We start from the raw sequence: 20,387 nt of genomic DNA on the forward strand, positions 1-20,387 counted from the left end.
ACAACGCATGAGACTCAGACTCACACTCCAGCGGCGAGACGCGCAGCAGATCGACATCGTCGTCACCTCCGACACCACGGCGACGGTGCAGGATGTGGCCCGGCACATCGTCGACACCGACCCGGCCCGCGAGACGTCGGCGTCCCCGCGCGATGTGCTGACGCTCAAGGTGGCACCGCCCACCTCCTCCACCTTCACCATGCTCGCGCCCGACATGCTGATCAGCGATGCCGCGGTCGGCTCGGGCTTCGTCGCGTCGATCGTGAACCTCGGTGAGGACTATGTGGCGTCCCGCGCGGTCGGCGGCCCGCCCGCCGCCATCCTCTCGGTCGTCGGCGGCCCGCTCGTCGGACGCGAGTTCCCCATGCCGCGCGGCCACTTCACCATCGGGCGGGCCGCCGGCAACGACATCGTGCTCGACGATCCGCTCATCTCCAAGGTGCATGCCCGCATCGAGGTCGGCGGCTCGGTCGAGCTCGTCGACCTGAACTCGGCCAACGGCATCGTGGTCGACGGCGGCCTGGTCCAGCGCCTCCGCGTCATCCCGGGGCAGCGCTTCTCGCTCGGCGACACCGACGTGGTCGTCCGCATGGTCCAGGACTTCGCCCCCGTCGAGCAGGACCCGGTGCTCGAGCGCGGCGGATCGCTGCTGTTCAACCGCAGCCCGCGCGTCGAGCCGCGCTACATCGGGGAAGAGCTCCCCGAGCCTCGGATGCCGAAGGACCCGGTCACGCGGCTGTTCCCGTGGCCGATGCTGGTCGCACCGCTCATCCTGGGCATGGCGCTGTTCGCGATGAACGGCAACCCCCGGTCGCTGATCGTCGTCATCATGTCGCCGCTGATGCTGCTCGGCAACTTCGTCTCGCAGCGCACCCAGGTGGGCCAGCGCGCCCGCAAGGAGACGGAGATCTTCGAGCGCACGTTCGAGGAGCTCGAAGAGACGCTCTACCGGGAGCGCCCGCGCGAGCGCGAGATCCGCAACGCCGAGGCCCCGCCCGTGGCGGTGGTGTTCGAAGAGGCGATGCGGCTCGGTCCGATGCTGTGGACACGGCGTCCCGAGCACTGGAACTTCCTCTCGGTGCGGCTGGGCATCACCGAGGCGCCGTCGCGGACGACGGTGAAGCGGTCCGAGACCCCCGAGGCCCTGCAGGAGTTCGTCGACCGCGTCGACCGGCTGCGGGACCGCTACCGCGCCATCGACGGCGTCCCGGTGCTCGAGTCGCTGCAGAGCGTGGGCGTGATCGGCGTCGCCGGCGGCGACCGTGAGGCCGCCGATGCGCTGCGCGGCCTGTGCGTGCAGCTGTTCGGCCTGCACTCTCCGAACGAGCTCGTCGCCATCGCGCTGACCGAGCCCCGCTGGGCGACGCAGCTCGAGTGGCTGAAGTGGCTGCCTCACACCTCCAGCGAGCGCAGCCCGTTCCGCGACATGCCGCTGTCGGACTCGGCGTCGACCGGCGCGGCGCTGCTGTCGGGCCTGGAGGAACTGGTGATGCAGCGGTCGAAGGCCGCGTCGTCGCCACGACCGCCCCTCGCCGACGACTGGGATCCGATGCGCTACGGCACGGACGTGCGCCGCGCCGCCGAGGAGGCAACGTTCCCCGGCCAGACGGCGGTCGTCGTCATCGTCACCGCGGACGCGCCCGTCGACCGGGCCCGCCTGACCCAGGTGCTCGAGCGCGGCGCCGACGTCGGCGTGTACGGACTGTTCGTCGCCCCCATGGTCGACGCGCTGCCCGCCGTGTGCCGCAGCTTCCTCGATGTCACGAACGGGCTCGAGCGGGCGCGTGCCGGCACCGTCCGCAGCGGCGTCGACTATCCCGACACGGCGGTGGAGGGCGTCTCGAACGAGCTGATGACGGTCCTCGCGAAGCGGCTCGCGCCGGTGGTGGACTCCAGCACCGTGATCGAGGACTCGTCCGACATCCCGAACTCCGTGATGTTCCTCTCCCTCGTCGGATCGGAGATGGCCTCGGAGCCCTCTTTCGCGATCGAGCGCTGGCGCGAGAACAACACCATCCTGGATCGGTCGGGCGCGGTCCTCCCGCGACTGAAGAAGGCGGGCACGCTGCGCGCGATCGTCGGCCAGGGCGCCACCGACGCGATGGCGCTCGACCTGCGGACCCAGGGCCCGCACGCTCTCGTGGGCGGCACCACCGGAGCCGGCAAGTCGGAGTTCCTGCAGGCGTGGGTGCTCGGCATGGCGGCGGCCCACAGCCCCGACCGGGTCACGTTCCTGTTCGTCGACTACAAGGGCGGCTCAGCGTTCGCCGACTGCGTCGATCTGCCGCACTGCGTCGGCCTCGTGACCGACCTGAGTCCGCACCTCGTCCGCCGCGCGCTGACCAGCCTCCGCGCCGAGCTGCACCACCGCGAGCACCTCTTCAACCGCAAGAAGGCCAAGGACCTCCTCGAGCTCGAGAAGCGGCGCGATCCCGACACCCCGCCGGCGCTCGTGCTCGTCATCGACGAGTTCGCCGCCCTCGCGGGGGAGGTGCCGGAGTTCGTCGACGGCGTCGTCGACATCGCCCAGCGCGGCCGATCGCTCGGCATCCACCTGATCATGGCCACCCAGCGCCCCGCCGGCGTGATCAAGGACAACCTGCGCGCCAACACCAACCTGCGGGTCGCCCTGCGCATGGCCGACGAGTCCGACTCGAAGGACGTCGTCGGCGATCCCGTGGCGGCGCGCTTCGATCCGGGCATCCCCGGTCGCGGAATCGCCAAGACCGGACCGGGTCGCCTCGTCTCGTTCCAGTCCGCCTACGCCGGCGGATGGAGCAGCGACCAGGCGCCCGCGGCGGACGTCGCCGTCGCCCAGCTGCGGTTCGGGTCGGTGCAACGGTGGGAGCTGCCCGACTCCGGCGAGTCCGACTCGCACGACGTCGACCCCGGGCCCAACGACCAGAAGCGCATCGTCGCGACGCTCGTGGCGGCCGCCGACATGGCCCGCATCCCCGCGCCGCGCCGCCCGTGGCTCGACGACCTCGAGAGCACCGTCGACATCCGCCAGCTGCGTGCCGGGCGCTCCGGGTTCATCCTGCTCGGCAAGCGCGACGTCCCCGAGCGCCAGCTGCAGGAGCCGGTGTACTTCGAGCCCGACCGCGACGGGTCGCTCCTTGTGTACGGCACCAGCGGTTCGGGCAAGTCGACGGTGCTGCGCACCGTCGCGATCGCGGCGGCGACGGGCCGTCGGCCCGAGAACGTCGCCGTGTACGGTCTCGATTTCGGCGCCGGCGCGCTGAAGAGCCTCGAAGTGCTGCCGCACGTCGGCTCGATCATCCCCGGGGACGACGCCGAGCGCGTGCAGCGCATCATGCGCTCGCTGGGCGCCATCCTCGACGACCGGGGCAAGCGGTTCAGCGCCGCCAACGCGTCGAGCATCGCCGAGTACCGCGAGCTGACGGGTCGCGACGAGGCCCGCATCATCATGCTCCTGGACGGTCTGCCGCAGTTCCGCGCGGAATGGGAGTCCACGACCGCACGGATGCCGTTCTACCAGGCGTTCATGCGCATCCTCGGAGAAGGCCGCCCCCTCGGCGTGCACGTCGTCGCCACCGCCGACCGGTCCGGGTCGGTCCCGACCGCGATCAGCTCGAACGTGTCGCGCCGGGTCGTGCTGCGACTGTCGGACGAGAACGCCTACGCCCTGCTCAACGCGCCGAAGGACGTCCTCGACGAGCGATCGGCGCCGGGGCGCGCGATCGTGGACGGCTTCGAGACGCAGATCGCCGTGCTGGGCGGCACGCCGAACGTGGCGGAGCAGACCAAGCTGCTCACTCAGTGGGCGCAGGATCTGCGTGCCGCAGGCGCCCGAGAGGTGGAGGAGATCGGGTCGCTCCCCACGCGGCTGCAGTCCACCGCCATGCCGGATCGCATCGGCGACTTCCCCGCGCTCGGCGTCGCCGAGGACACCCTCGCGGCGCGCGACTTCGATCCCATCGGCACCTTCGTGGTGACGGGACCGCCGCTGTCGGGCAAGACGAACGCGATGAAGGCGCTCATCACCTCGATGACGCGCTTCGACCCGGGCGTGCGGCTGTTCCACTTCGGCGGCCGCCGGTCGCAGCTCAAGGAGTTCGCGCCGTGGATGCGCAGCGCGACGACTCCCGACGAGGCGAAGGACCTCGCGACCGAGCTCGCCGAGCTGGTCGGCGACGAATCGCTCGAGGCGAGGCTGCTGATCGTCATCGAGGACGTCCCGCAGTTCGCCGATACGCCGGCCGAGCGGCCGCTGAAGGCGCTCTTCCAGGCGGTCAACCGCAGCGAGCACCTGCTGATCGGCGATGCCGACGTCAGCCAGATCGCCAGCGGGTTCGGGCTCATCGGCGACTTCAAGGGCGGCCGCAAGGGCATCGTGCTGCGTCCGGACGCGTTCGACGGCGACGCGATCTTCAAGGTGCCGTTCCCGAAGGTCAAGCGCTCGGACTTCCCCGAGGGCCGCGGCATCTTCGTCCAGTCGGGACGCGCGGTCACGGTGCAGATGCCGCTCGTCGAGGGATCCACGCTGGAGGTGCCGCAGACCGCGGTCCAGCGATGACCCGGGGGCTGCATGGGGAATGGTCCCCATGGGCTGATCGCGTCATGCCGGTTAGCGTGGAGTGGTCGGCCCGGGGTGGGTCGGGATTCTGAGTGAGGGAGTTGACGATGGCCGATTTCGGTGCTTCGTATGCGGAGATGGAGCAGGTGGCGTCGTCGCTGTCGCAGGCTCGTGATGACATCCAGGGCCAGTTGGATTCGCTGAAGAGCCAGGTGGACACGCTGCTGGGTGAGGACTTCAAGACGCAGCACGCTTCGGGCAAGTTCGGTGAGGGTTACACGGAGCTGACGACGGGTCTGAAGGGTGCGGTGGACGGCATCAACGACATGTCGGAGTCGCTGCTGGGCATGATGCGCGCGATCCAGGACCTCGACCAGCAGCTCGCCGGCGGCTGAACCCCGATCGTTCCCGCGTGAGGGAGCCGGCAAGCCGTCGGCTCCCTCAGCCTGCCCACAACCCCACGGAGGAGGCCGAACGTGGACATCATGCTGGACCTCGAGCAGCTCAGGGCCGCCCAGTCCGGGCTCGCGTCGTCGATATCGGAGTTCGAGGCAGCGTCCGACACGAACGACGACCTCGAGGACGCGGTGGGTCGCCCCGACGGACGTGGGGATCTGCTGAACCAGGTGATCGACTTCGAGGTGGCCTGGCGTGACAAGCGCGGCAAGCTCAAGGAGAACCTCGAGAACATCAAGAAGCAGCTGACCTCGATCATCGACGGCTGGGATGAGTGGGACACCACGACGGCACGGGATCTCGAGGGGTCGACGACGACCACTGAGCTCACCTCGACGAGGGCCACCTGATGCGCTCGCCGAACAAGGGCTACGCCCTCGAGCAGCTGGAGGGCAATGCGACGGACATCTCCACCCGCGCCCAGCAGCTGAAGACGCTCGCGACGACGATGGAGAACACCTCCGTCCAGCTCAAGGCGATCGGTGACTCGTCGGTTCACAGGAGCAAGGGCACCGACAAGCTCGCCGAGATGGCCAACGAGAGCCACGCCGACCTCTCCGACGCGGCGGTGCGATACCGCGGAACCGGCCAGAGCCTCGCCTCGTACGGCGAAGCGCTGGAGACGGCGCAGTCGTGGCTGCGTGCCAACCTCAGCGATGTCGAAGACGCAGAGAACGCCTACCAGGCGGCGCTCGTCGCGAAATCGGAAGCGGACTACGCCGAGACACTCGCCCTCACGACCGCGTCCGGGGCGGAGGACGACGCACTCACCCGTGCCGCCGACCGCGCCGAAACGGATGCGGACTCCGCGCAGGACGCACTGACCACGGCTCAAGCGCTCCGCGACGAGCTGTGGGAGGAGTTCGAGGACGTGTTCGGCACGTGGTCCGATGCGTATGACGACGCCGTCGACGGCATCGAGAACGCGATCGAGAGTGCCGACAACAACGACGGCTTCTGGGAGTTCATCGACGACGTCCTGGACGTCATCGCGATCGTCCTCGTCGTGCTGAGTGTGATCGCGCTCATCATCGGCGCGCCCCTGACAGGCCTGCTCGCGGGCATCATCTTCGCTCTCGCCGCAGCGTCGTTCCTGCTCACAGCCCTGAAATTCGCCTACGGACGGGCCAGCCTGAGCGATGTCGCCTGGAGCGCGGTCGGACTCCTGCCCTTCGGCGTCGGCAAGATCCTCTCGCGTGGAGTTCCCGCCCTCGGCACAGTGGTCCAGGGTGGCCGCGGCGTCGTCACGGCCGCCATCCGCAGCAGCCTCCCGCAGTTCTCGCTCTTGCGCCCCACGACCTGGGCAGCGCCGCTGCAGTCGCTCTTCGCGCCGGCGAGGGCTTGGCTCGCGCTTCCGAAGCCTGGCCTGTTCACCAACCCGCTGACGGCACTCCGCCTGGGCGGTGCGGAGACCGCGCAGATCACATCGTTCCTGAACACCATGCGCAGCACGCCGTGGGCGACGAGCCCCGGGGTGGCTCAGTTCATCTCGTCGACCGCGGGCTCGCTGCCGGGAGGTTTCCTGCAGGGTGCGAACATCGTGTCGTGGAGCGGGTTCTCCGTCGTGGACCTGCTGGGGCTCGCGGACGCGCAGCCCGAGATCCCGGGCCTTCGCGACGTGCGCATAGGCTGAGACAGTGAGCCCCAGTCGCACGAAGCCCCGCTCGGTGCAGTCCGTCGCCCGTGTGGCGTACGCGGTCGTCGCCGTCCTTCCCCCGGCGATCCTGATCGTGTTCCTCGTGGGGTCGCTGTTCTTCTCGGGCGGGCAGGTCAGCGCCACGATGGAGCCGAAGTGGGGGATCGTCTGGGCGTATCCGCTGTTCGTCGTCCCCACGGTTCTGCTCGTGGCTCTCGGAGCGGTGCTGGTCGTGCTGGCCATCATCCTGGCCGCCACCGCACGTGAGGCGGATGTGCCGGGGCTGCGAGGGCTGCTCGGACCGACGGCCGCCTCGATCGTCGCGGCCGTCGGATTCGCGCTCCTCGCTCCCGACGGCGGCACTCGTACCGGCGATGTCACGTTCGGCGACCAGTGGCAGGCAGCGGTCGTCAGCAGCGTGGCCCTCATCATCCTGCTCGTCGGCATCGCCGTGGCGCGCACGCGGTCAGAGGACCGCCAGAGCACCGCCCGATGACGGCGCTCTCGGGCTTTCGCCTGCTGCTCCCGCCGGGCTGGTCTCGCTACCGAGTCGACGAGGACGGACGCAAGCAGTTCTTCGCGAAGCTGTCGGCGCGGATGAAGCAGATCGGCGATCCTGAGCTCGACGTCAAGCTGCGGATGCTGGCGAACGCGCAGTGGCGTCGACTCGAGCAGACGGGGACTCACAGCGTCTATTTCCCGGATCGCGAAGTCGAAGGACTCGCTCACCTGCCGATCTCACTGGCCGTGCGACAGCATGTCGCGCCGTCTGGGGCTGCGTTCGCCGACGGCCTCGGCGGCCTCACGCGGGCCGCCATCGAGACGTTCGACACCGCGATCGGCCCGATTCAGCGCTGGCAGTCCGAGACGATCGGCAGCGACGACAACGCCGGGATCACGACCCGAGCCGTCGGCTACGGATTCGCCCTACCGGGTGCGGACGGGCGGCGCGGACTCGTCTTCCTCGCCAGCATCCCGTATGCCGACGACGCGGATCCGGTCCTCGTCGAGGGGGCGACCGAGCTCGTGGACTCGATCATGGAGACATTCCGATGGCGATAGCCCCGATGTACACGCTCTCGCTCGAATCGACGTGGCTGCCCGTGCCGCTGCGGTTTCCGTGGGGGACGTTCGCCCGGCCCGACGATTGGGCCACCGTGCTCACCGACAGCCTGCTGGCCGACACCGGTGTCGACGACGAGGCGCGTGACCGGCTGCGAGCGACCGCACTCCACCTGCAGGCCATGTCGGGACCCCTTCCCGGGGCGATGGAGCGGTTCTGGCGCACCGAGTTCGTCGGCGGTGAGACGATCGTCGCGCATCTGTACATCACCGATTCGGATGCCGCGACCGCCGAGGATCTCGTGCAGCTGGCGCGTGCCGGTGTCGGGGGAGTCGTCCAGACCTGGGGATCCCTGGAGAGGACGGCCTTCGATTCCGCGATCAGCGCGGTCGTGGTGTCGGGTGCGGAACAGGCCGAGGTGTATGGGCTGCGGCATCTGGGTGTACGCGACGGTTTCGTCTTCCTGCTCGATCTGCTGCACGACAACCCCCTCGTCGTCGACGCCGTGCAGGGGGAGCTCGAGCGGGTCTTCTGTTCGATCCGCTTCGCGTAGCGCCACTCGGGCATGGGGAATGGTCCCCATCGTGGTGTGAGGCGGGGTTTCGTTAGCGTGGGGTGGTCGGCCCGGGGTGGGTCGGGATTCTGAGTGAGGGAGTTGACGATGGCCGATTTCGGTGCTTCGTATGCGGAGATGGAGCAGGTGGCGTCGTCGCTGTCGCAGGCTCGTGATGACATCCAGGGCCAGTTGGATTCGCTGAAGAGCCAGGTGGACACGCTGCTGGGTGAGGACTTCAAGACGCAGCACGCTTCGGGCAAGTTCGGTGAGGGTTACACGGAGCTGACGACGGGTCTGAAGGGTGCGGTGGACGGCATCAACGACATGTCGGAGTCGCTGCTGGGCATGATGCGCGCGATCCAGGACCTCGACCAGCAGCTCGCCGGCGGCTGAACCATCTCCATCGCCGGTGCGGCGGGCTTCGCGCCTGCCCGCCGCACGGCGACGGTGACGGCGGCGCACGACAATTTGAGGAGTGACGGTGGGGGTCAAGGTCAGCTATGACGATCTCGGCGACCTGAGCACGCAGCTCAAGCACATCATCGACGAGTTCGAGAGCGCGGGCAGCAGGCGACGGGATCTCGAGGACGCTGTCGACACGCCGTACGACAAGGACGATCTGAAGGACGCGGCCCACGACTTCGAGGGCCGCTGGGACGACCGTCGCAAGCGGCTCATGGACAACTGCAAGGGCGTCGCCGAGCACCTCGACGGCGTGATCGCCGCCTTCAAGGACTTCGACGAAGACGCGGCACGCAAGTCAGAGAACGGATGACGGAATGACCACGCCTTACATGCCGTCGCACACGCCGGCAGGCACCCTGATCGAGAAGCTGCGCGGCGACGCCGGAGACGTCCAGACGCGCGGCCAGCAGATCGTCGACCTCGCAAGCGACATGTCCAGCGCATGGAACCTCATCTCCCGGCTCGTCGATGACGGCGCCGACATGGAGGGGAAGTCGATCGAGAAGCTCCGCGAGCTGTGCGGCAAGGTCAGCAGCGATCTGTCCGAGGCGGCCGAGCTGTACGACGCCGTCGGACCCCACATCCTGACGTACGGCAAGGAGCTCGAGACGTCGAAGGGCGTCATCGACCCGCTGGTCGCGGATCTGCTGGATCTGTGGGAGGAGTACTACAACCTCAGCCGCACCGCCGACACCGCAGAGGGGGCGGTGCCGAACGAGCCCGACGACGACGCGGACGCGGACGAGCAGTCGGCGTACGACACCGCCTCGGCGAACGCCGACGAGAAGCGGGGTCTGGCCACCGCCAAGCATGCGGATTGGGTCGAGAAGGCGGGGGAGTACGACACCGCCTGGGACAGCTGGTTCGAGGCCTTCGACACCGCCGCCAAGAACATCCGCGAGGGCGTCAGCGGCAAGATCGAGGACGATTGGAAAGACGATCTCCGGGGCGCGCTCGACTTCCTGGCGAACGTCCTGGCGGTGGCGGGAATCGTCCTCGCCGTCCTCGCCATCGTGGTGGGCGGTCCCATCATCATGGCGCTCGCGGCCATCGTGGCGGTCGCGACCCTCGCCGTCGCGCTCACCCGCAAGCTCGCCTTCGATGACGGCAGCTGGTGGGATGTCGCCTTCGGCGTGATCGGCGTCATCCCGTTCATCGGGCCCGCGGCCCGCACGATCCGCGGCCTGGGCTCGGCATCCGGATGGCGCGCGCTCGGGACGGCCTTCGGCGACGACGCCCTGCGGCTGACCGGCATGAACGCCGCCTCCTTCGACGACTGGGCGTCGGGTCTCAACGCGCTGCGCGGCACGACCTTCGCCGACAAGGCGGCTGACTTCTCGGCGGCGCTGTTCTCGGGCAAGAACATCGACGACTGGGCACGCATGGGCTCGACCGGGCGCGACGCGCTCGCCACGGTCGGCACCGTCTGGGTGGCGCAGTTCCAGATCCTCGGCCAGATCAAGGACGCGAGCACCGGTTCCTTCTCCGGCTCGTTCGACCCCGACCAGAACCCGTTCTCGTGACGCGCACCGTGCGGCATCGCACGGCGCGGACCGGGGAGTCGGGGATGGGAGACTTGTCGGGTGAGTGACCTGCGCGCTGAATTGAGGGGCACGGTCGCCCCTGCCGTCCCGCAGTACCGGATGCTGCTGCCGCTGGGGTGGCAGTCGTACGACGTGACCGCCGATACCGAGCGGGACCTGCTCGGCGCGGCGCGGACGCGTCTCGCACAGGCCGGCCGACCGGATCTCGCGTCCGGCCTCGCCGTCCAGGTGGGGGATGCCATGCGCAGCCTCCGCGCCCAGGACGCGTTCGCATTCGCACTGGCCGGCGAGACGGCGCCGTCCTGGGCCCTCGGGGCGGCCAGTCTCGTGGGGCTCCGGCGCAAGTCCACCCCCGAGATCCCGCTGGACGCCGTCGTCGAGGACGCGGTCCGCAACCGCGGCGGCATCGCGATCGGCGAAGGGCACCGCATGGTGCGCTGGACCGAACGTCGCCCGGTCATGCTCGAGGGCGTCGCGGCCGTCTCGTTCCTCATCAACTTCCTCATCCCGATTCCCGGCACCCGGCGGACCCAGGCCGTGCAATGGACGGCGACCGTCGCCCATGCCGCCGACATGGCGGAGGACGACCCCGTGCTGCTGGCGTGGGTCGCGCTCTTCGACCATCACGTCGCCACCTTCACGTGGAGCACGCGCTGACATGCAGATCAACCTTCGACACGACCCCGAGCGCAGTCTCCCCGTCCCGCACGTCGAGCGCTCCGAAGACGAGCGCGCACTCTGGGCGCGCGAGACCGCCTACGCCTACGCCGCACGCGAGGGATTCGACGACGCCACGGCGGAGCGCATCACCGCGGCCCTGAACGACATCGCCGGCGCGACCGGAGACGACCACCGCAACCTGCTCCTCGTGGGGGCGGACGGCCGCGTGCTGGCGCCGTTCACGGTGTTCGCGGCATCCGAGCCGCTGGCCGAGCCCGAGCAGGCCGCCTTCCTGTGGTCGGCCTCGGCGCTGCTGCCGCCGACCACCGAGGTGGTGGAGTCGGCGCAGCTGGGTGCCGGGATCTCCGTCACCCTGCTCGAGCGTCACGGCGACCACGATTACGGCTTCCGCCGCTGGCTCTTCGTCGGACAGAACGCCACACTCGGCGCCGTGCTCGGCCCCGTCGCTCCGTATGGCCTGGCCTTCGTGGAGGGCGTCGCGGGCGGCATCCTGCACGATTCGGTCCTCGAGGGCTTCCTGCCCTCCGAGGACCGTACGCGGGTCGAAGCGCTCGATGCCGCCGTGGTGCGGGCGGGAGAGGACTGGCCGCTGTGAGCGATCGCACGCTGACGAGCCTCGTCGACGAGGTCGACGAGTGGGGTCCCGTCGACTGGTGGCGGCTCGAGCTGCGCTCGTTCGTCACGACCCCCTACGCGCAGCATGCCCTCGTCGTGCTGGCCCCGAAGGAGGCGGTGCGCGCGGAGCATCGCGGCGTCCGTGCGGGAAGCTGCCTGCAGTCCCTCGCGTACATGTTCCTGCTGGTCGCTCCGCTCGTCGGTGCGGCGGCCATGCTCCGGTGGGTCGTCGGCGGGAGCGCGTTCGACTTCCCCCTCGCGTTCGCCGGCGTGCTCACGCTCATCTCGTTCCTCGCGACGGCGTGGAGCGAGTACCAGCGCTTCCGTCATCCCCGCGCCGTCTCACAGTCGGGGATCCGCACGACCACGCTGATGCACATCGTGCCCGGCCTGTTCACGGCGCTCATCGCCATCACTGCCGGGCGCGAGCTGCTCGGCGACGGCACTTGGGTCTGGCTCGTCGTCATCCTGGCCGACGTGGTGGTCTACGCGGCCATCCTCGTGCGGGGCGTGACGATCAAGGACGGCCCGCAGAACCCCCACGACAACGTCGATCAGAGCATCAAGGAGATCCCGCCGTCCACGCTGAGCGGGATCATGGCCGAGCGGGATGCCGCGATCGACCTGCTCGTGGCGCGCGGCAAGATCCCCGCCGACGTCGGGGCAGAGGCGCGTGCGACCGCGCCGGGGTGGCTGGCGCTCACGCTCGCGCCGGAGGCGGGCTCCGCCTACTACCGCCCTGATCAGGCCTGAATCGCTGCATGGGGAATGGTCCCCATGGGCTGATCGCGTCATGCCGGTTAGCGTGGAGTCGTCGGCCCGGGGTGGGTCGGGATTCTGAGTGAGGGAGTTGACGATGGCCGATTTCGGTGCTTCGTATGCGGAGATGGAGCAGGTGGCGTCGTCGCTGTCGCAGGCTCGTGATGACATCCAGGGCCAGTTGGATTCGCTGAAGAGCCAGGTGGACACGCTGCTGGGTGAGGACTTCAAGACGCAGCACGCTTCGGGCAAGTTCGGTGAGGGTTACACGGAGCTGACGACGGGTCTGAAGGGTGCGGTGGACGGCATCAACGACATGTCGGAGTCGCTGCTGGGCATGATGCGCGCGATCCAGGACCTCGACCAGCAGCTCGCCGGCGGCTGAACCCCGCTCACGTCACAAAGCTCGAGAGTCTGACCGGAGCGCCGCGCGCAGCGGCCTCCGGTCAGGCCGTTTCGGAGGGAATGCGATGACGGGCGTGCGGTCGCCGAGGGCCTTCCGCTTCAGCACCGCATCCGCTCCGGCTTCGCACTTCGCTGGGGACAGGCACGATTCGGCGCGCGGCACAGCCGTGTCCGATTTCCGCGAGCGGCTGTCGGGGGAGCGTGTCAGGCTAGGGGCATGAGCCTCACCATGACACCCGGCGCACATCTCGGCGCCATGTCATTCGACGAGCGCTATCGCGCCATCGACTCGCGCGACGCGCGCTTCGACGGGCAGTTCGTCACGGCGGTGCGCTCCACGGGCATCTACTGCCGGCCGAGCTGCCCCGCGCGCACCCCCAAGCCGTCGAACGTCACGTTCTATCCGACGAGCGCCGCCGCCCACGAGGCCGGCTACCGCGCGTGCAAGCGCTGTCTGCCCGAAGCGGCACCGGGCTCACCGCAGTGGAACCTCCGGGGCGACACCGCGGGGCGCGCCATGCGGCTCATCGCCGACGGCGTCGTCGAGCGCGAGGGCGTTCCCGGACTCGCGCGCCGGCTGGGCTATTCCCCGCGGCATCTGACGCGGCTCCTCACCGCCGAGCTCGGCGCCGGACCACTGGCCCTCAGCCGCGCACACCGGGCGCAGACGGCCCGCATGCTGCTCGTGGGCACCGACCTGCCGGCCGCCGACGTCGCCTTCTCGTCGGGGTTCGCCAGCGTGCGGCAGTTCAACGACACCATCCGCGAGGTGTTCGGCATGCCGCCGCTCGAGCTGCGCGCCCGGCGCCGGCTGTCGCGGCCCGGCGAGCGGCAGGGGGCCGCACCCGCATCGGGCGCCCCAGGTGTCATGATCGACCTCGCGCTCCCGCATCGAGGCGCGCTCGATGCCGCGGGACTGTTCGCGTGGATGGCCGCGCGCGCCGTGCCGGGGACAGAGGCGGCCACCGCCTCGACGTTCGCCCGCACGCTCCGTCTTCCCCACGGTCCCGCGTGGTTCGAGCTCCGCCTCGACGACCTCGGCCGTGTGCGGCTGCGCGCGGCGCTGACCAACCTCGCGGATCTGTCGACCCTCGTCACGCGCGCCCGGCGTCTGTTCGACCTCGACGCCGACCCGGTCGCCGTCGACGACGCGCTGGCGCGGCATCCGCAGCTCGCTCCGCTCGTCGAGGCTCTGCCGGGCATACGCGTCCCCGGCGCTGCCGATCCGCATGAGATGCTCATCCGGGCCATGGTGGGCCAGCAGATCACCGTCGTCGCCGCACGAACGGCGCTCACGGCGCTGACCGCGGCGCTCGGCGAGGAGGTGCCGGCTTTCGCGGGCATGCTCTCGCGGGCTCATCCGCCGGCACGTGGGGGAGCGGAAGCCGACTCGACGGATGCCGGTTCGATGGGGGCGCCCGCGTCGGTCCGGCTGTTCCCGACGATGTCCGCGATCGCCGAGCACGGGGGAGAGGTGCTGCGGGGGCCTGCCGCCCGCATCCGTGCCATCACGGGAGCCGCTGCCGCCCTCGCCGATGGAACGCTCACCCTCACCCCGGGCGACGACGCCGTCGAGCAGCGCGCGGCCTTGCTGGCGATGCCGGGCATCGGACCCTGGACGGCCGACTACGTGCGCATGCGCGTGCTCGCCGACCCCGACGTCTTCCTGCCGGGCGACGTCGCCGTCCGCGCGGGCGCCGCCGCTCTCGGGCTCCCCGCCGAGCCGCGCGCGCTCGACGACTGGGCTGCGCGCACCGCGCCGTGGCGCAGCTACCTGACCGCCCACCTGTGGAACGCGGTCCCGCCGAGGGCGCCCGCAAGAGCACGTGCCGAACGCGCGCCCCGCGAGGCGCGATCCGAGTCGTCCGCCCCATCCACTCCGTCCGCATCGATCACCGGAGGCATGTCATGACCACCGCGACCATCCAGACCCTCGAGACCCCCGACGGCGCCTTCACGCTCCTCGCCGACGACGCGGGGCGCGTGCTCGCCTCCGGCTGGACCGCAGACCCTGCGGCGATCCTGGCCCGCCTGCCGGAGCGCGTGCGCCCCTCGACCGTCGAGACCGGCGAGACGGATGCCGCAGCCGCCGTGGCGGCCTACTACGACGGCGACCTCGCCGCCATCGACGACGTCGAGGTCGCGCAGCACGGCACCGCGATGCAGCTCGCCGGCTGGGCGGCGCTGCGCCGCATCGCCCCCGGTCGCCCGCTGACGTACAGCGAGTTCGCGGCCGAGCTCGGCTCCCCGAGCGCTGTGCGTGCTGCGGCGTCCATCTGCGCCCGCAACGCCCCTGCACTGTTCGTGCCCTGCCATCGCGTGCTCCGCACCGACGGGAGCCTGGGCGGGTTCGCCTGGGGACTCCCGGTCAAGCAGCGGCTGCTCGACCGGGAGGCGGCGGTTCCCGCGCTGATCGCGTGAGACCCAGCCACCCCGGATCGTCCCAGGACGGTCCGGGGTGGGCGGCGTCTCCGTGGAGACCCGCGAGGAATTTCCGGGGAGGCGGAAAGCGCTTGTTGCGCCCAGGGAATTCTCAGGTATAGGCTGGAGGGCTGGCGTGTCGTTTCGGCGGCACCCAGCCCATGTCCCGCGAACAAGGAGGAAGCCATGTCTCAGGCCGTCGTCACCACGAAGCCGATTGTCTTCCTGCCTGTTCCCGGGACGCCGCGCGTCGCCCTCGAGGGATAAACCCCGGGCCGACCTCCGCCGATCCGCCGCATCCGCGGCGCCGCCGCTCGCAACGCCGCGCGGCATAGGATCACCAGCTCCCGCGTTCTGGCACACAGGACGCCTCTCCGGCGACCCCGCACGCTGTCTGTGCGCTGCGCCGTCCCCGCCGTTCCCGCGGCATCGAAACACCCCCGCCACACCACTCGCCAAGGATCATGACTACGTCTTCCGCTGAGAGACTCTCCACTCCACGCGCGCTCGCGCGCCTTCTTCCCTTCGCCAAACCCGTGCTGCCGCGACTGACGATGGGTGCCGTCAGTGCGCTCTTCGCCAGCCTCCTCGCGCTCGCCATCCCGCTCGTGCTCGAGCAGATCGTCCAGGGCCCCATCGCCTCGGGCGACGTCACCGCGATCTGGTGGGGTGCCGGAGCGATCCTGCTCCTCGGCCTCGCCGAAGCCGGCATGGTCTGGCTGCGGCGCTGGTTCGTGCTGGCGCCCGCCACCCTCGTCGAGTACGACCTGCGCCAGACCTTCTACTCGCGCCTGCAGCGGCTGCCGGTCGCCTTCCACGACCGCTGGCAGTCGGGTCAGCTGCTCAGCCGCATGATGCAGGACATCAGCATGCTGCGCCGCTGGCTCGCCTTCGGTCTCGTGCTGCTCGTCGTGAACGTCCTCACGATCGCCGTCGGCACGGCGCTGCTGTTCCGCTGGCACTGGCTGCTCGGAACGATCTTCCTCGTCACCTCCGCGCCGCTGTGGTACGCGGGGTATCGGTTCGAGAAGACGTACGGAACGCTCGCCCGGCAGTCCCAGGATCAGGCCGGCGATCTCGCGACCTCCGTCGAGGAGAGCGTCCACGGCATCCGCGTCCTCAAGGCGTTCGGCCGCGGCAAGCACGCGCTCCAGCGCTTCACCCGGCAGGCCGAGACCCTGCGCGAGACCGAGCTGCGCAAGGCACGCGCGGTCGGCTGGATCTGGTTCTGGCTGGTGCTGCTGCCCGACATCGCGTTCGCGCTGTGCCTGGGTGCGGGCATCTACCTCACGGCCATGGGCCAGCTGCAGGGCGCAGAGCTCATCGCGTTCTTCGCTATGGCCACCGTGCTGCGCTGGCCGATGGAGTCGATCGGCTTCCTGTTCTCGTTCCTCCTCGACGCGCGCACCGCGACCGACCGCCTCTTCGAGGTGTTCGACGAGGAGAACACGATCATCGACCCCGTCGAGCCCGTCACGATCGAGCGCCCGCGCGGCGAACTCGTCTTCGAGGGCGCCCATTTCCGCTACCAGGATGCCGCCTCCCACGAACGCGATCTGCTCGACGGGATCGACCTCGCCGTCCGCCCGGGCGAGACCATGGCACTCGTCGGTCTCACGGGCTCGGGCAAGACGACGCTCACGACCCTGCCCACCCGTCTGTACGACGTGACCGGCGGTCGGGTGACGCTGGACGGCGTCGACGTGCGCGACCTGACCCTCAAGGAGCTGCGTCGGCACATCAGCATGGCGTTCGAGGACGCGACCCTCTTCTCCCAGAGCGTGAGGGACAACGTGCTGCTGGGCCGCGAGGACCTCGTGCCCGGCAGCGACGAGGCCGAGCGCGTGCTGCGCGAGGCGCTCGACGTCGCCCAGGCGGGCTTCGTCGACGAGCTGCCCGACGGCGTCGACACGATCATCGGCGAAGAGGGCCTGTCCCTCTCCGGTGGGCAGCGCCAGCGGCTCGCGCTCGCGCGCGCCGTCGCCGCCCGGCCGGCCGTGCTCGTGCTCGACGACCCCCTGTCGGCGCTCGACGTCGACACCGAGGCCCTCGTCGAAGACGCTCTTCGGCAGGTCCTGCATGAGACGACCGCGCTCGTCGTGGCGCACCGGCCCTCGACCGTCATGCTCGCCGATCGCGTGGCGCTGCTCGAGGCCGGCCGCGTGACGGCGGCCGGCACCCACTCCGAACTGCTGCGCACCAGCAGCCACTACCGACATGTGATCTCGAGTCTCGAGGTCGAGGAAGCACGCATGCAGGCCGCTCGACAAGCTCAGGAGACGATGGGGGAGGTGACCCTGTGAGCACCACAGTGACCGGAACCAGCGGCGAAGACCGCTCCGACTACACGCGCGCAGAGAGCAAGGAGATCCGCAAGCGCTCGCTGCGCCTGCTCGGCTCGCTCATCACACCTGTCCGTGGCCAGCTGATCCTCGCCGGCGTCGTGCTGGTGGTCTCGACCGCGCTGCGGGTCGCGGGCCCATGGCTGATCGGCCTCGGCATCAACAACGCGCTGCCCGCTGCGGTGGAGCGGATGGACTGGATGCCGACGATCCTCGTCGTGCTGGTCTACCTGGTGACGGCGCTCGGCGGTGCCGCCCTCATCGGCTGGTACGTCGTGGTGGCCGCGCGCCTCACGCAGGCGATCATGCTCGACCTGCGCAAGCGCATCTTCCTGCACACGCAGCGACTCAGCCTGGAGTTCCACGAGTCGTACACGTCGGGCCGCATCATCTCGCGTCAGACGAGCGACCTCGACACGATCCGCGAGCTGCTCGACGGCGGCCTCAACGAGCTCGTCTCCGGCATCCTGTACGGCGCCTTCACACTGGCTGCGCTGTACATCGTCGACTGGCAGTCCGGTGTGATCCTGACCGTCATGGGCATTCCGCTGTACCTGCTCATGCGCTGGTTCTACTCGCGCTCGCAGCTGGTGTACCGGGAGTCGCGCGTCATCAGCGCCAAGGTGATCGTCAAGTTCGTCGAGACGATGACCGGCATCCGCGCCGTCAAGGCCTTCCGCAAGGAGGACCGCAACGACGAGGAGTTCGGCGCCGTGGCGATGGACTACCGCGACGTGAACATGCGCTCGATCCGCCTGTTCGGCACGTTCGAGCCGGGACTCATGGCCGTGGCGTCCGTGACCCTCGCGGTCGTGATCGCGTGGGGCGGCATCCGTGTCGTCGACGGCGCGATGGAGATCGGGTTCCTGCTGTCGGCCGTGCTGTACGTCCGCAACTTCTTCTCTCCGCTGCAGGAGGTCGCGTTCTTCCTGAACTCGTACCAGTCCGCGACGGCGGCGCTCGAGAAGGTGTCGGGCGTGCTCGAGGAGGAGCCCACGGTTCCCGATCCGAAGCACCCGGTCGACCTCTGGTCGGCGAAGGGCCACCTCGAGTTCCGCAACGTGGAGTTCGGGTACGGCAACGGGCGCACGATCCTGCCGGACTTCTCGCTCGACATCCCCGCCGGGCAGACGATCGCCCTCGTCGGCACGACGGGCGCCGGCAAGTCGACGCTCGCCAAGCTCGTGTCGCGGTTCTACGACCCGACGAAGGGCGCGGTGACGCTCGACGACGTGGACCTGCGGTCGCTGCACCCCAAGGATCTGCGCCGCGCGATCGTCATGGTCACGCAGGAGGCGTACCTCTTCAGCGGCACGGTCGCCGACAACATCGCGCTCGGCAAGCCCGACGCGACGCTCGACGAGATCAAGGCCGCCGCGAGGGCGGTGGGGGCGGACGCCTTCATCGAGGCCCTGCCGGACGGCTACGACACCGACGTGAACAAGCGCGGCGGCCGCGTGTCGGCGGGACAGCGTCAGCTGGTCTCGTTCGCGCGCGCCTTCCTCGCGAACCCGGCGGTGCTCATCCTCGACGAGGCGACCGCGTCGCTCGACATGCCGTCCGAGCGGCAGATCCAGGATGCCCTGCAGACCCTGCTCGCCGACCGCACCGCGATCATCATCGCGCACCGTCTGTCGACGGTCGCGATCGCGGACCGCGTGCTGGTCATGGAGCACGGCCGCATCATCGAGGACGACGCCCCCGACGCGCTGATCGGCGGCGACGGCAAGTTCGCCCAGCTCCACAGCGCATGGCGGGAGTCGCTGGTCTGACCACCGGTCTGCGCGAGATCCGGATGCCCCGGCCCACCTGTCCACACAGGGCCGGGGCATCCGCTTGTTCCGGGGTATCAGGCGCGGGCGATCGACACCGCGTGGGCGAGCGGATGCTGCGGCGCCAGGCCCGCGAGGGCAGCGGCGCCGTCGATGCCGTGGCCGCGCGGCTCGACGAGCGTCACGTCCAGCTCGCTCGCCGCGATGTGCGAGGCGAACGCCTCGAGCAGCTGCGGCGAGCGGAACACGCCGCCGATGGCGCATGCCGCGAAGCGCTCGCCGGCGTCGTCGGAGCGGACCCGCCGCAGCGACGTCTCGACACTGTGGGCGAGCTCCCCGCCGGCCCGCACCGTGATGTTCTGCGACACCGCGTCGCCGTCGGACGCCAGACGTGCGACGTGCTCGGCGAACGAGGCGACCACGCTCACCCGGTCGTCGGCGGACTGCAGGTGGATGTACGCCTGCCCGAGGTCGGGCCACCGCTCCTCCGCGACCTCGCGGAGCCGCGTCGCCGGGCCGCGACCGTCGAACTCGCGCATCACGGCGTCGAGCGCCTCGCGCCCGATCCAGTAGCCGCTGCCGGCGTCGCCCATGAGGTAGCCCCACCCGTCCACGCGGGCCACGCGCTCGGCGCCCACGGCGAGGGTGACCACGCCGGTGCCCGCGGCGACCACCGAGCCCCGGGTGTCGCCGAGCGCTCCAAGGAACGAGGTGGTCGAGTCGTGCGCCAGGATCACCTCGCGCACCGTCGGGTCGGCGATGCGGGCGAGGAACTCCGCGGCATCCGCCTCCTTCGTCGTCAGCCCCGACACGCCCGCGCTCACGACCGACACCTCGGCGCCGGTGCGCTCGATCGCGGCGTGCGCGACGGCGGCGAGCTGCGGCAGCAGCGGCTCGTGGGTGCGGATGCCGGGGAAGACCAGGTCGTGCTCCCGCACGCGCACCTTGATGCCGGTCTGCCCGGCATCGATCGCCAGTACTGTGCCCATACGGCTGTCGCCCCTTCTTCCCGCCGAGTCGGTCGCTCCGGCGCGAGCGCTTCCGCCGGCCGCCGGGGTCTCGTGGGCCCCGTTCGCCCCCTGCCGACCGCTGCCGGCCGTCGCGTCATCCCAGGATGATGCTCCACCTGACGGGG

General features: G+C 70.1%; 19 protein-coding genes. 18 read left to right on the plus strand and 1 reads right to left on the minus strand.

All coding sequences use genetic code 11. The features are described from left to right. Positions 1-7 precede the first annotated feature (7 nt). From Q9R08_RS11450 to Q9R08_RS11535, 18 genes are all read left to right on the plus strand, one after another. Positions 8-4,537 (plus strand): FtsK/SpoIIIE domain-containing protein, encoded by a 4,530-nt coding sequence (locus Q9R08_RS11450; protein ID WP_308868144.1) that lies wholly within the window; start codon positions 8-10, stop codon positions 4,535-4,537. 107 nt (positions 4,538-4,644) lie between these two features. Further along, the gene (locus Q9R08_RS11455; RefSeq protein ID WP_308868145.1) at positions 4,645-4,932 is read left to right on the plus strand and encodes a WXG100 family type VII secretion target; all 288 of its coding nucleotides are present in this window, start codon (positions 4,645-4,647) and stop codon (positions 4,930-4,932) included. 81 nt (positions 4,933-5,013) lie between these two features. Then, on the plus strand, positions 5,014-5,343 hold the full coding sequence (locus Q9R08_RS11460) for a hypothetical protein (RefSeq protein WP_308868146.1): 330 nt from the start codon (positions 5,014-5,016) through the stop codon (positions 5,341-5,343). Continuing rightward, a complete protein-coding gene (locus tag Q9R08_RS11465; protein WP_308868147.1) occupies positions 5,343-6,626 on the plus strand; it encodes a hypothetical protein in 1,284 nt (427 codons plus the stop codon). The genes Q9R08_RS11460 and Q9R08_RS11465 overlap by 1 nt, the downstream gene beginning before the upstream one ends. Before the next feature lie 4 nt (positions 6,627-6,630). Beyond that, complete coding sequence (locus tag Q9R08_RS11470) at positions 6,631-7,125, plus strand: hypothetical protein (protein ID WP_308868148.1); 495 nt, start codon at positions 6,631-6,633, stop codon at positions 7,123-7,125. Further along, complete coding sequence (locus tag Q9R08_RS11475) at positions 7,122-7,691, plus strand: hypothetical protein (RefSeq protein ID WP_308868149.1); 570 nt, start codon at positions 7,122-7,124, stop codon at positions 7,689-7,691. The genes Q9R08_RS11470 and Q9R08_RS11475 overlap by 4 nt, the downstream gene beginning before the upstream one ends. Beyond that, on the plus strand, positions 7,682-8,245 hold the full coding sequence (locus Q9R08_RS11480) for a hypothetical protein (RefSeq protein WP_308868150.1): 564 nt from the start codon (positions 7,682-7,684) through the stop codon (positions 8,243-8,245). The genes Q9R08_RS11475 and Q9R08_RS11480 overlap by 10 nt, the downstream gene beginning before the upstream one ends. 108 nt (positions 8,246-8,353) lie before the next feature. Then, complete coding sequence (locus Q9R08_RS11485) at positions 8,354-8,641, plus strand: WXG100 family type VII secretion target (RefSeq protein WP_308868145.1); 288 nt, start codon at positions 8,354-8,356, stop codon at positions 8,639-8,641. An 88-nt stretch (positions 8,642-8,729) separates the two neighbouring features. Beyond that, entirely contained in the window at positions 8,730-9,023 is a 294-nt protein-coding gene (locus Q9R08_RS11490) for a hypothetical protein (protein WP_308868151.1), read from the plus strand. A 4-nt stretch (positions 9,024-9,027) separates the two neighbouring features. After that, the gene (locus Q9R08_RS11495) at positions 9,028-10,236 is read left to right on the plus strand and encodes a DUF308 domain-containing protein (protein WP_308868152.1); all 1,209 of its coding nucleotides are present in this window, start codon (positions 9,028-9,030) and stop codon (positions 10,234-10,236) included. A gap of 60 nt (positions 10,237-10,296) precedes the next feature. Further along, the gene (locus tag Q9R08_RS11500; protein WP_308868153.1) at positions 10,297-10,914 is read left to right on the plus strand and encodes a hypothetical protein; all 618 of its coding nucleotides are present in this window, start codon (positions 10,297-10,299) and stop codon (positions 10,912-10,914) included. Position 10,915: 1 nt separating this feature from the next. Continuing rightward, positions 10,916-11,533: a hypothetical protein gene (locus tag Q9R08_RS11505; RefSeq protein WP_308868154.1), complete on the plus strand. Its 618-nt coding sequence runs from the start codon at positions 10,916-10,918 to the stop codon at positions 11,531-11,533. After that, entirely contained in the window at positions 11,530-12,306 is a 777-nt protein-coding gene (locus tag Q9R08_RS11510; RefSeq protein WP_308868155.1) for a hypothetical protein, read from the plus strand. The genes Q9R08_RS11505 and Q9R08_RS11510 overlap by 4 nt, the downstream gene beginning before the upstream one ends. Positions 12,307-12,409: 103 nt before the next feature. Next, positions 12,410-12,697 carry a WXG100 family type VII secretion target gene (locus tag Q9R08_RS11515; RefSeq protein ID WP_308868145.1) on the plus strand — a complete coding sequence of 96 codons (288 nt, stop codon included), beginning with the start codon at positions 12,410-12,412 and terminating at the stop codon, positions 12,695-12,697. A gap of 237 nt (positions 12,698-12,934) precedes the next feature. Beyond that, on the plus strand, positions 12,935-14,629 hold the full coding sequence (locus tag Q9R08_RS11520) for a DNA-3-methyladenine glycosylase 2 family protein (protein WP_308868156.1): 1,695 nt from the start codon (positions 12,935-12,937) through the stop codon (positions 14,627-14,629). Then, entirely contained in the window at positions 14,626-15,138 is a 513-nt protein-coding gene (locus Q9R08_RS11525; RefSeq protein ID WP_308868157.1) for a methylated-DNA--[protein]-cysteine S-methyltransferase, read from the plus strand. Before Q9R08_RS11520 ends, Q9R08_RS11525 begins: the two co-directional genes overlap by 4 nt. Before the next feature lie 464 nt (positions 15,139-15,602). Continuing rightward, on the plus strand, positions 15,603-17,441 hold the full coding sequence (locus tag Q9R08_RS11530; RefSeq protein ID WP_308868158.1) for an ABC transporter ATP-binding protein: 1,839 nt from the start codon (positions 15,603-15,605) through the stop codon (positions 17,439-17,441). Then, the gene (locus Q9R08_RS11535; protein ID WP_308868159.1) at positions 17,438-19,252 is read left to right on the plus strand and encodes an ABC transporter ATP-binding protein; all 1,815 of its coding nucleotides are present in this window, start codon (positions 17,438-17,440) and stop codon (positions 19,250-19,252) included. The genes Q9R08_RS11530 and Q9R08_RS11535 overlap by 4 nt, the downstream gene beginning before the upstream one ends. A 77-nt stretch (positions 19,253-19,329) precedes the next feature. Here Q9R08_RS11535 and Q9R08_RS11540 read toward each other — a convergent pair whose 3' ends face one another. After that, a complete protein-coding gene (locus Q9R08_RS11540; protein WP_308868160.1) occupies positions 19,330-20,241 on the minus strand; it encodes an N-acetylglucosamine kinase in 912 nt (303 codons plus the stop codon). Between the last annotated feature and the right edge of the window lie 146 nt (positions 20,242-20,387).

This window comes from Microbacterium psychrotolerans, from assembly GCF_031085295.1.
Lineage (GTDB): Bacteria > Actinomycetota > Actinomycetes > Actinomycetales > Microbacteriaceae > Microbacterium > Microbacterium psychrotolerans.

Coding starts and splice junctions, on each gene's coding strand:
- Q9R08_RS11520 (WP_308868156.1), top strand. CDS start 12,935: ATGAGCCTCACCATGACACCCGGCGCACATCTCGGCGCCATGTCATTC.
- Q9R08_RS11515 (WP_308868145.1), top strand. CDS start 12,410: ATGGCCGATTTCGGTGCTTCGTATGCGGAGATGGAGCAGGTGGCGTCG.
- Q9R08_RS11495 (WP_308868152.1), top strand. CDS start 9,028: ATGACCACGCCTTACATGCCGTCGCACACGCCGGCAGGCACCCTGATC.
- Q9R08_RS11485 (WP_308868145.1), top strand. CDS start 8,354: ATGGCCGATTTCGGTGCTTCGTATGCGGAGATGGAGCAGGTGGCGTCG.
- Q9R08_RS11480 (WP_308868150.1), top strand. CDS start 7,682: ATGGCGATAGCCCCGATGTACACGCTCTCGCTCGAATCGACGTGGCTG.
- Q9R08_RS11450 (WP_308868144.1), top strand. CDS start 8: ATGAGACTCAGACTCACACTCCAGCGGCGAGACGCGCAGCAGATCGAC.
- Q9R08_RS11530 (WP_308868158.1), top strand. CDS start 15,603: ATGACTACGTCTTCCGCTGAGAGACTCTCCACTCCACGCGCGCTCGCG.
- Q9R08_RS11540 (WP_308868160.1), bottom strand. CDS start 20,241: ATGGGCACAGTACTGGCGATCGATGCCGGGCAGACCGGCATCAAGGTG.
- Q9R08_RS11475 (WP_308868149.1), top strand. CDS start 7,122: ATGACGGCGCTCTCGGGCTTTCGCCTGCTGCTCCCGCCGGGCTGGTCT.
- Q9R08_RS11505 (WP_308868154.1), top strand. CDS start 10,916: ATGCAGATCAACCTTCGACACGACCCCGAGCGCAGTCTCCCCGTCCCG.
- Q9R08_RS11455 (WP_308868145.1), top strand. CDS start 4,645: ATGGCCGATTTCGGTGCTTCGTATGCGGAGATGGAGCAGGTGGCGTCG.
- Q9R08_RS11525 (WP_308868157.1), top strand. CDS start 14,626: ATGACCACCGCGACCATCCAGACCCTCGAGACCCCCGACGGCGCCTTC.
- Q9R08_RS11465 (WP_308868147.1), top strand. CDS start 5,343: ATGCGCTCGCCGAACAAGGGCTACGCCCTCGAGCAGCTGGAGGGCAAT.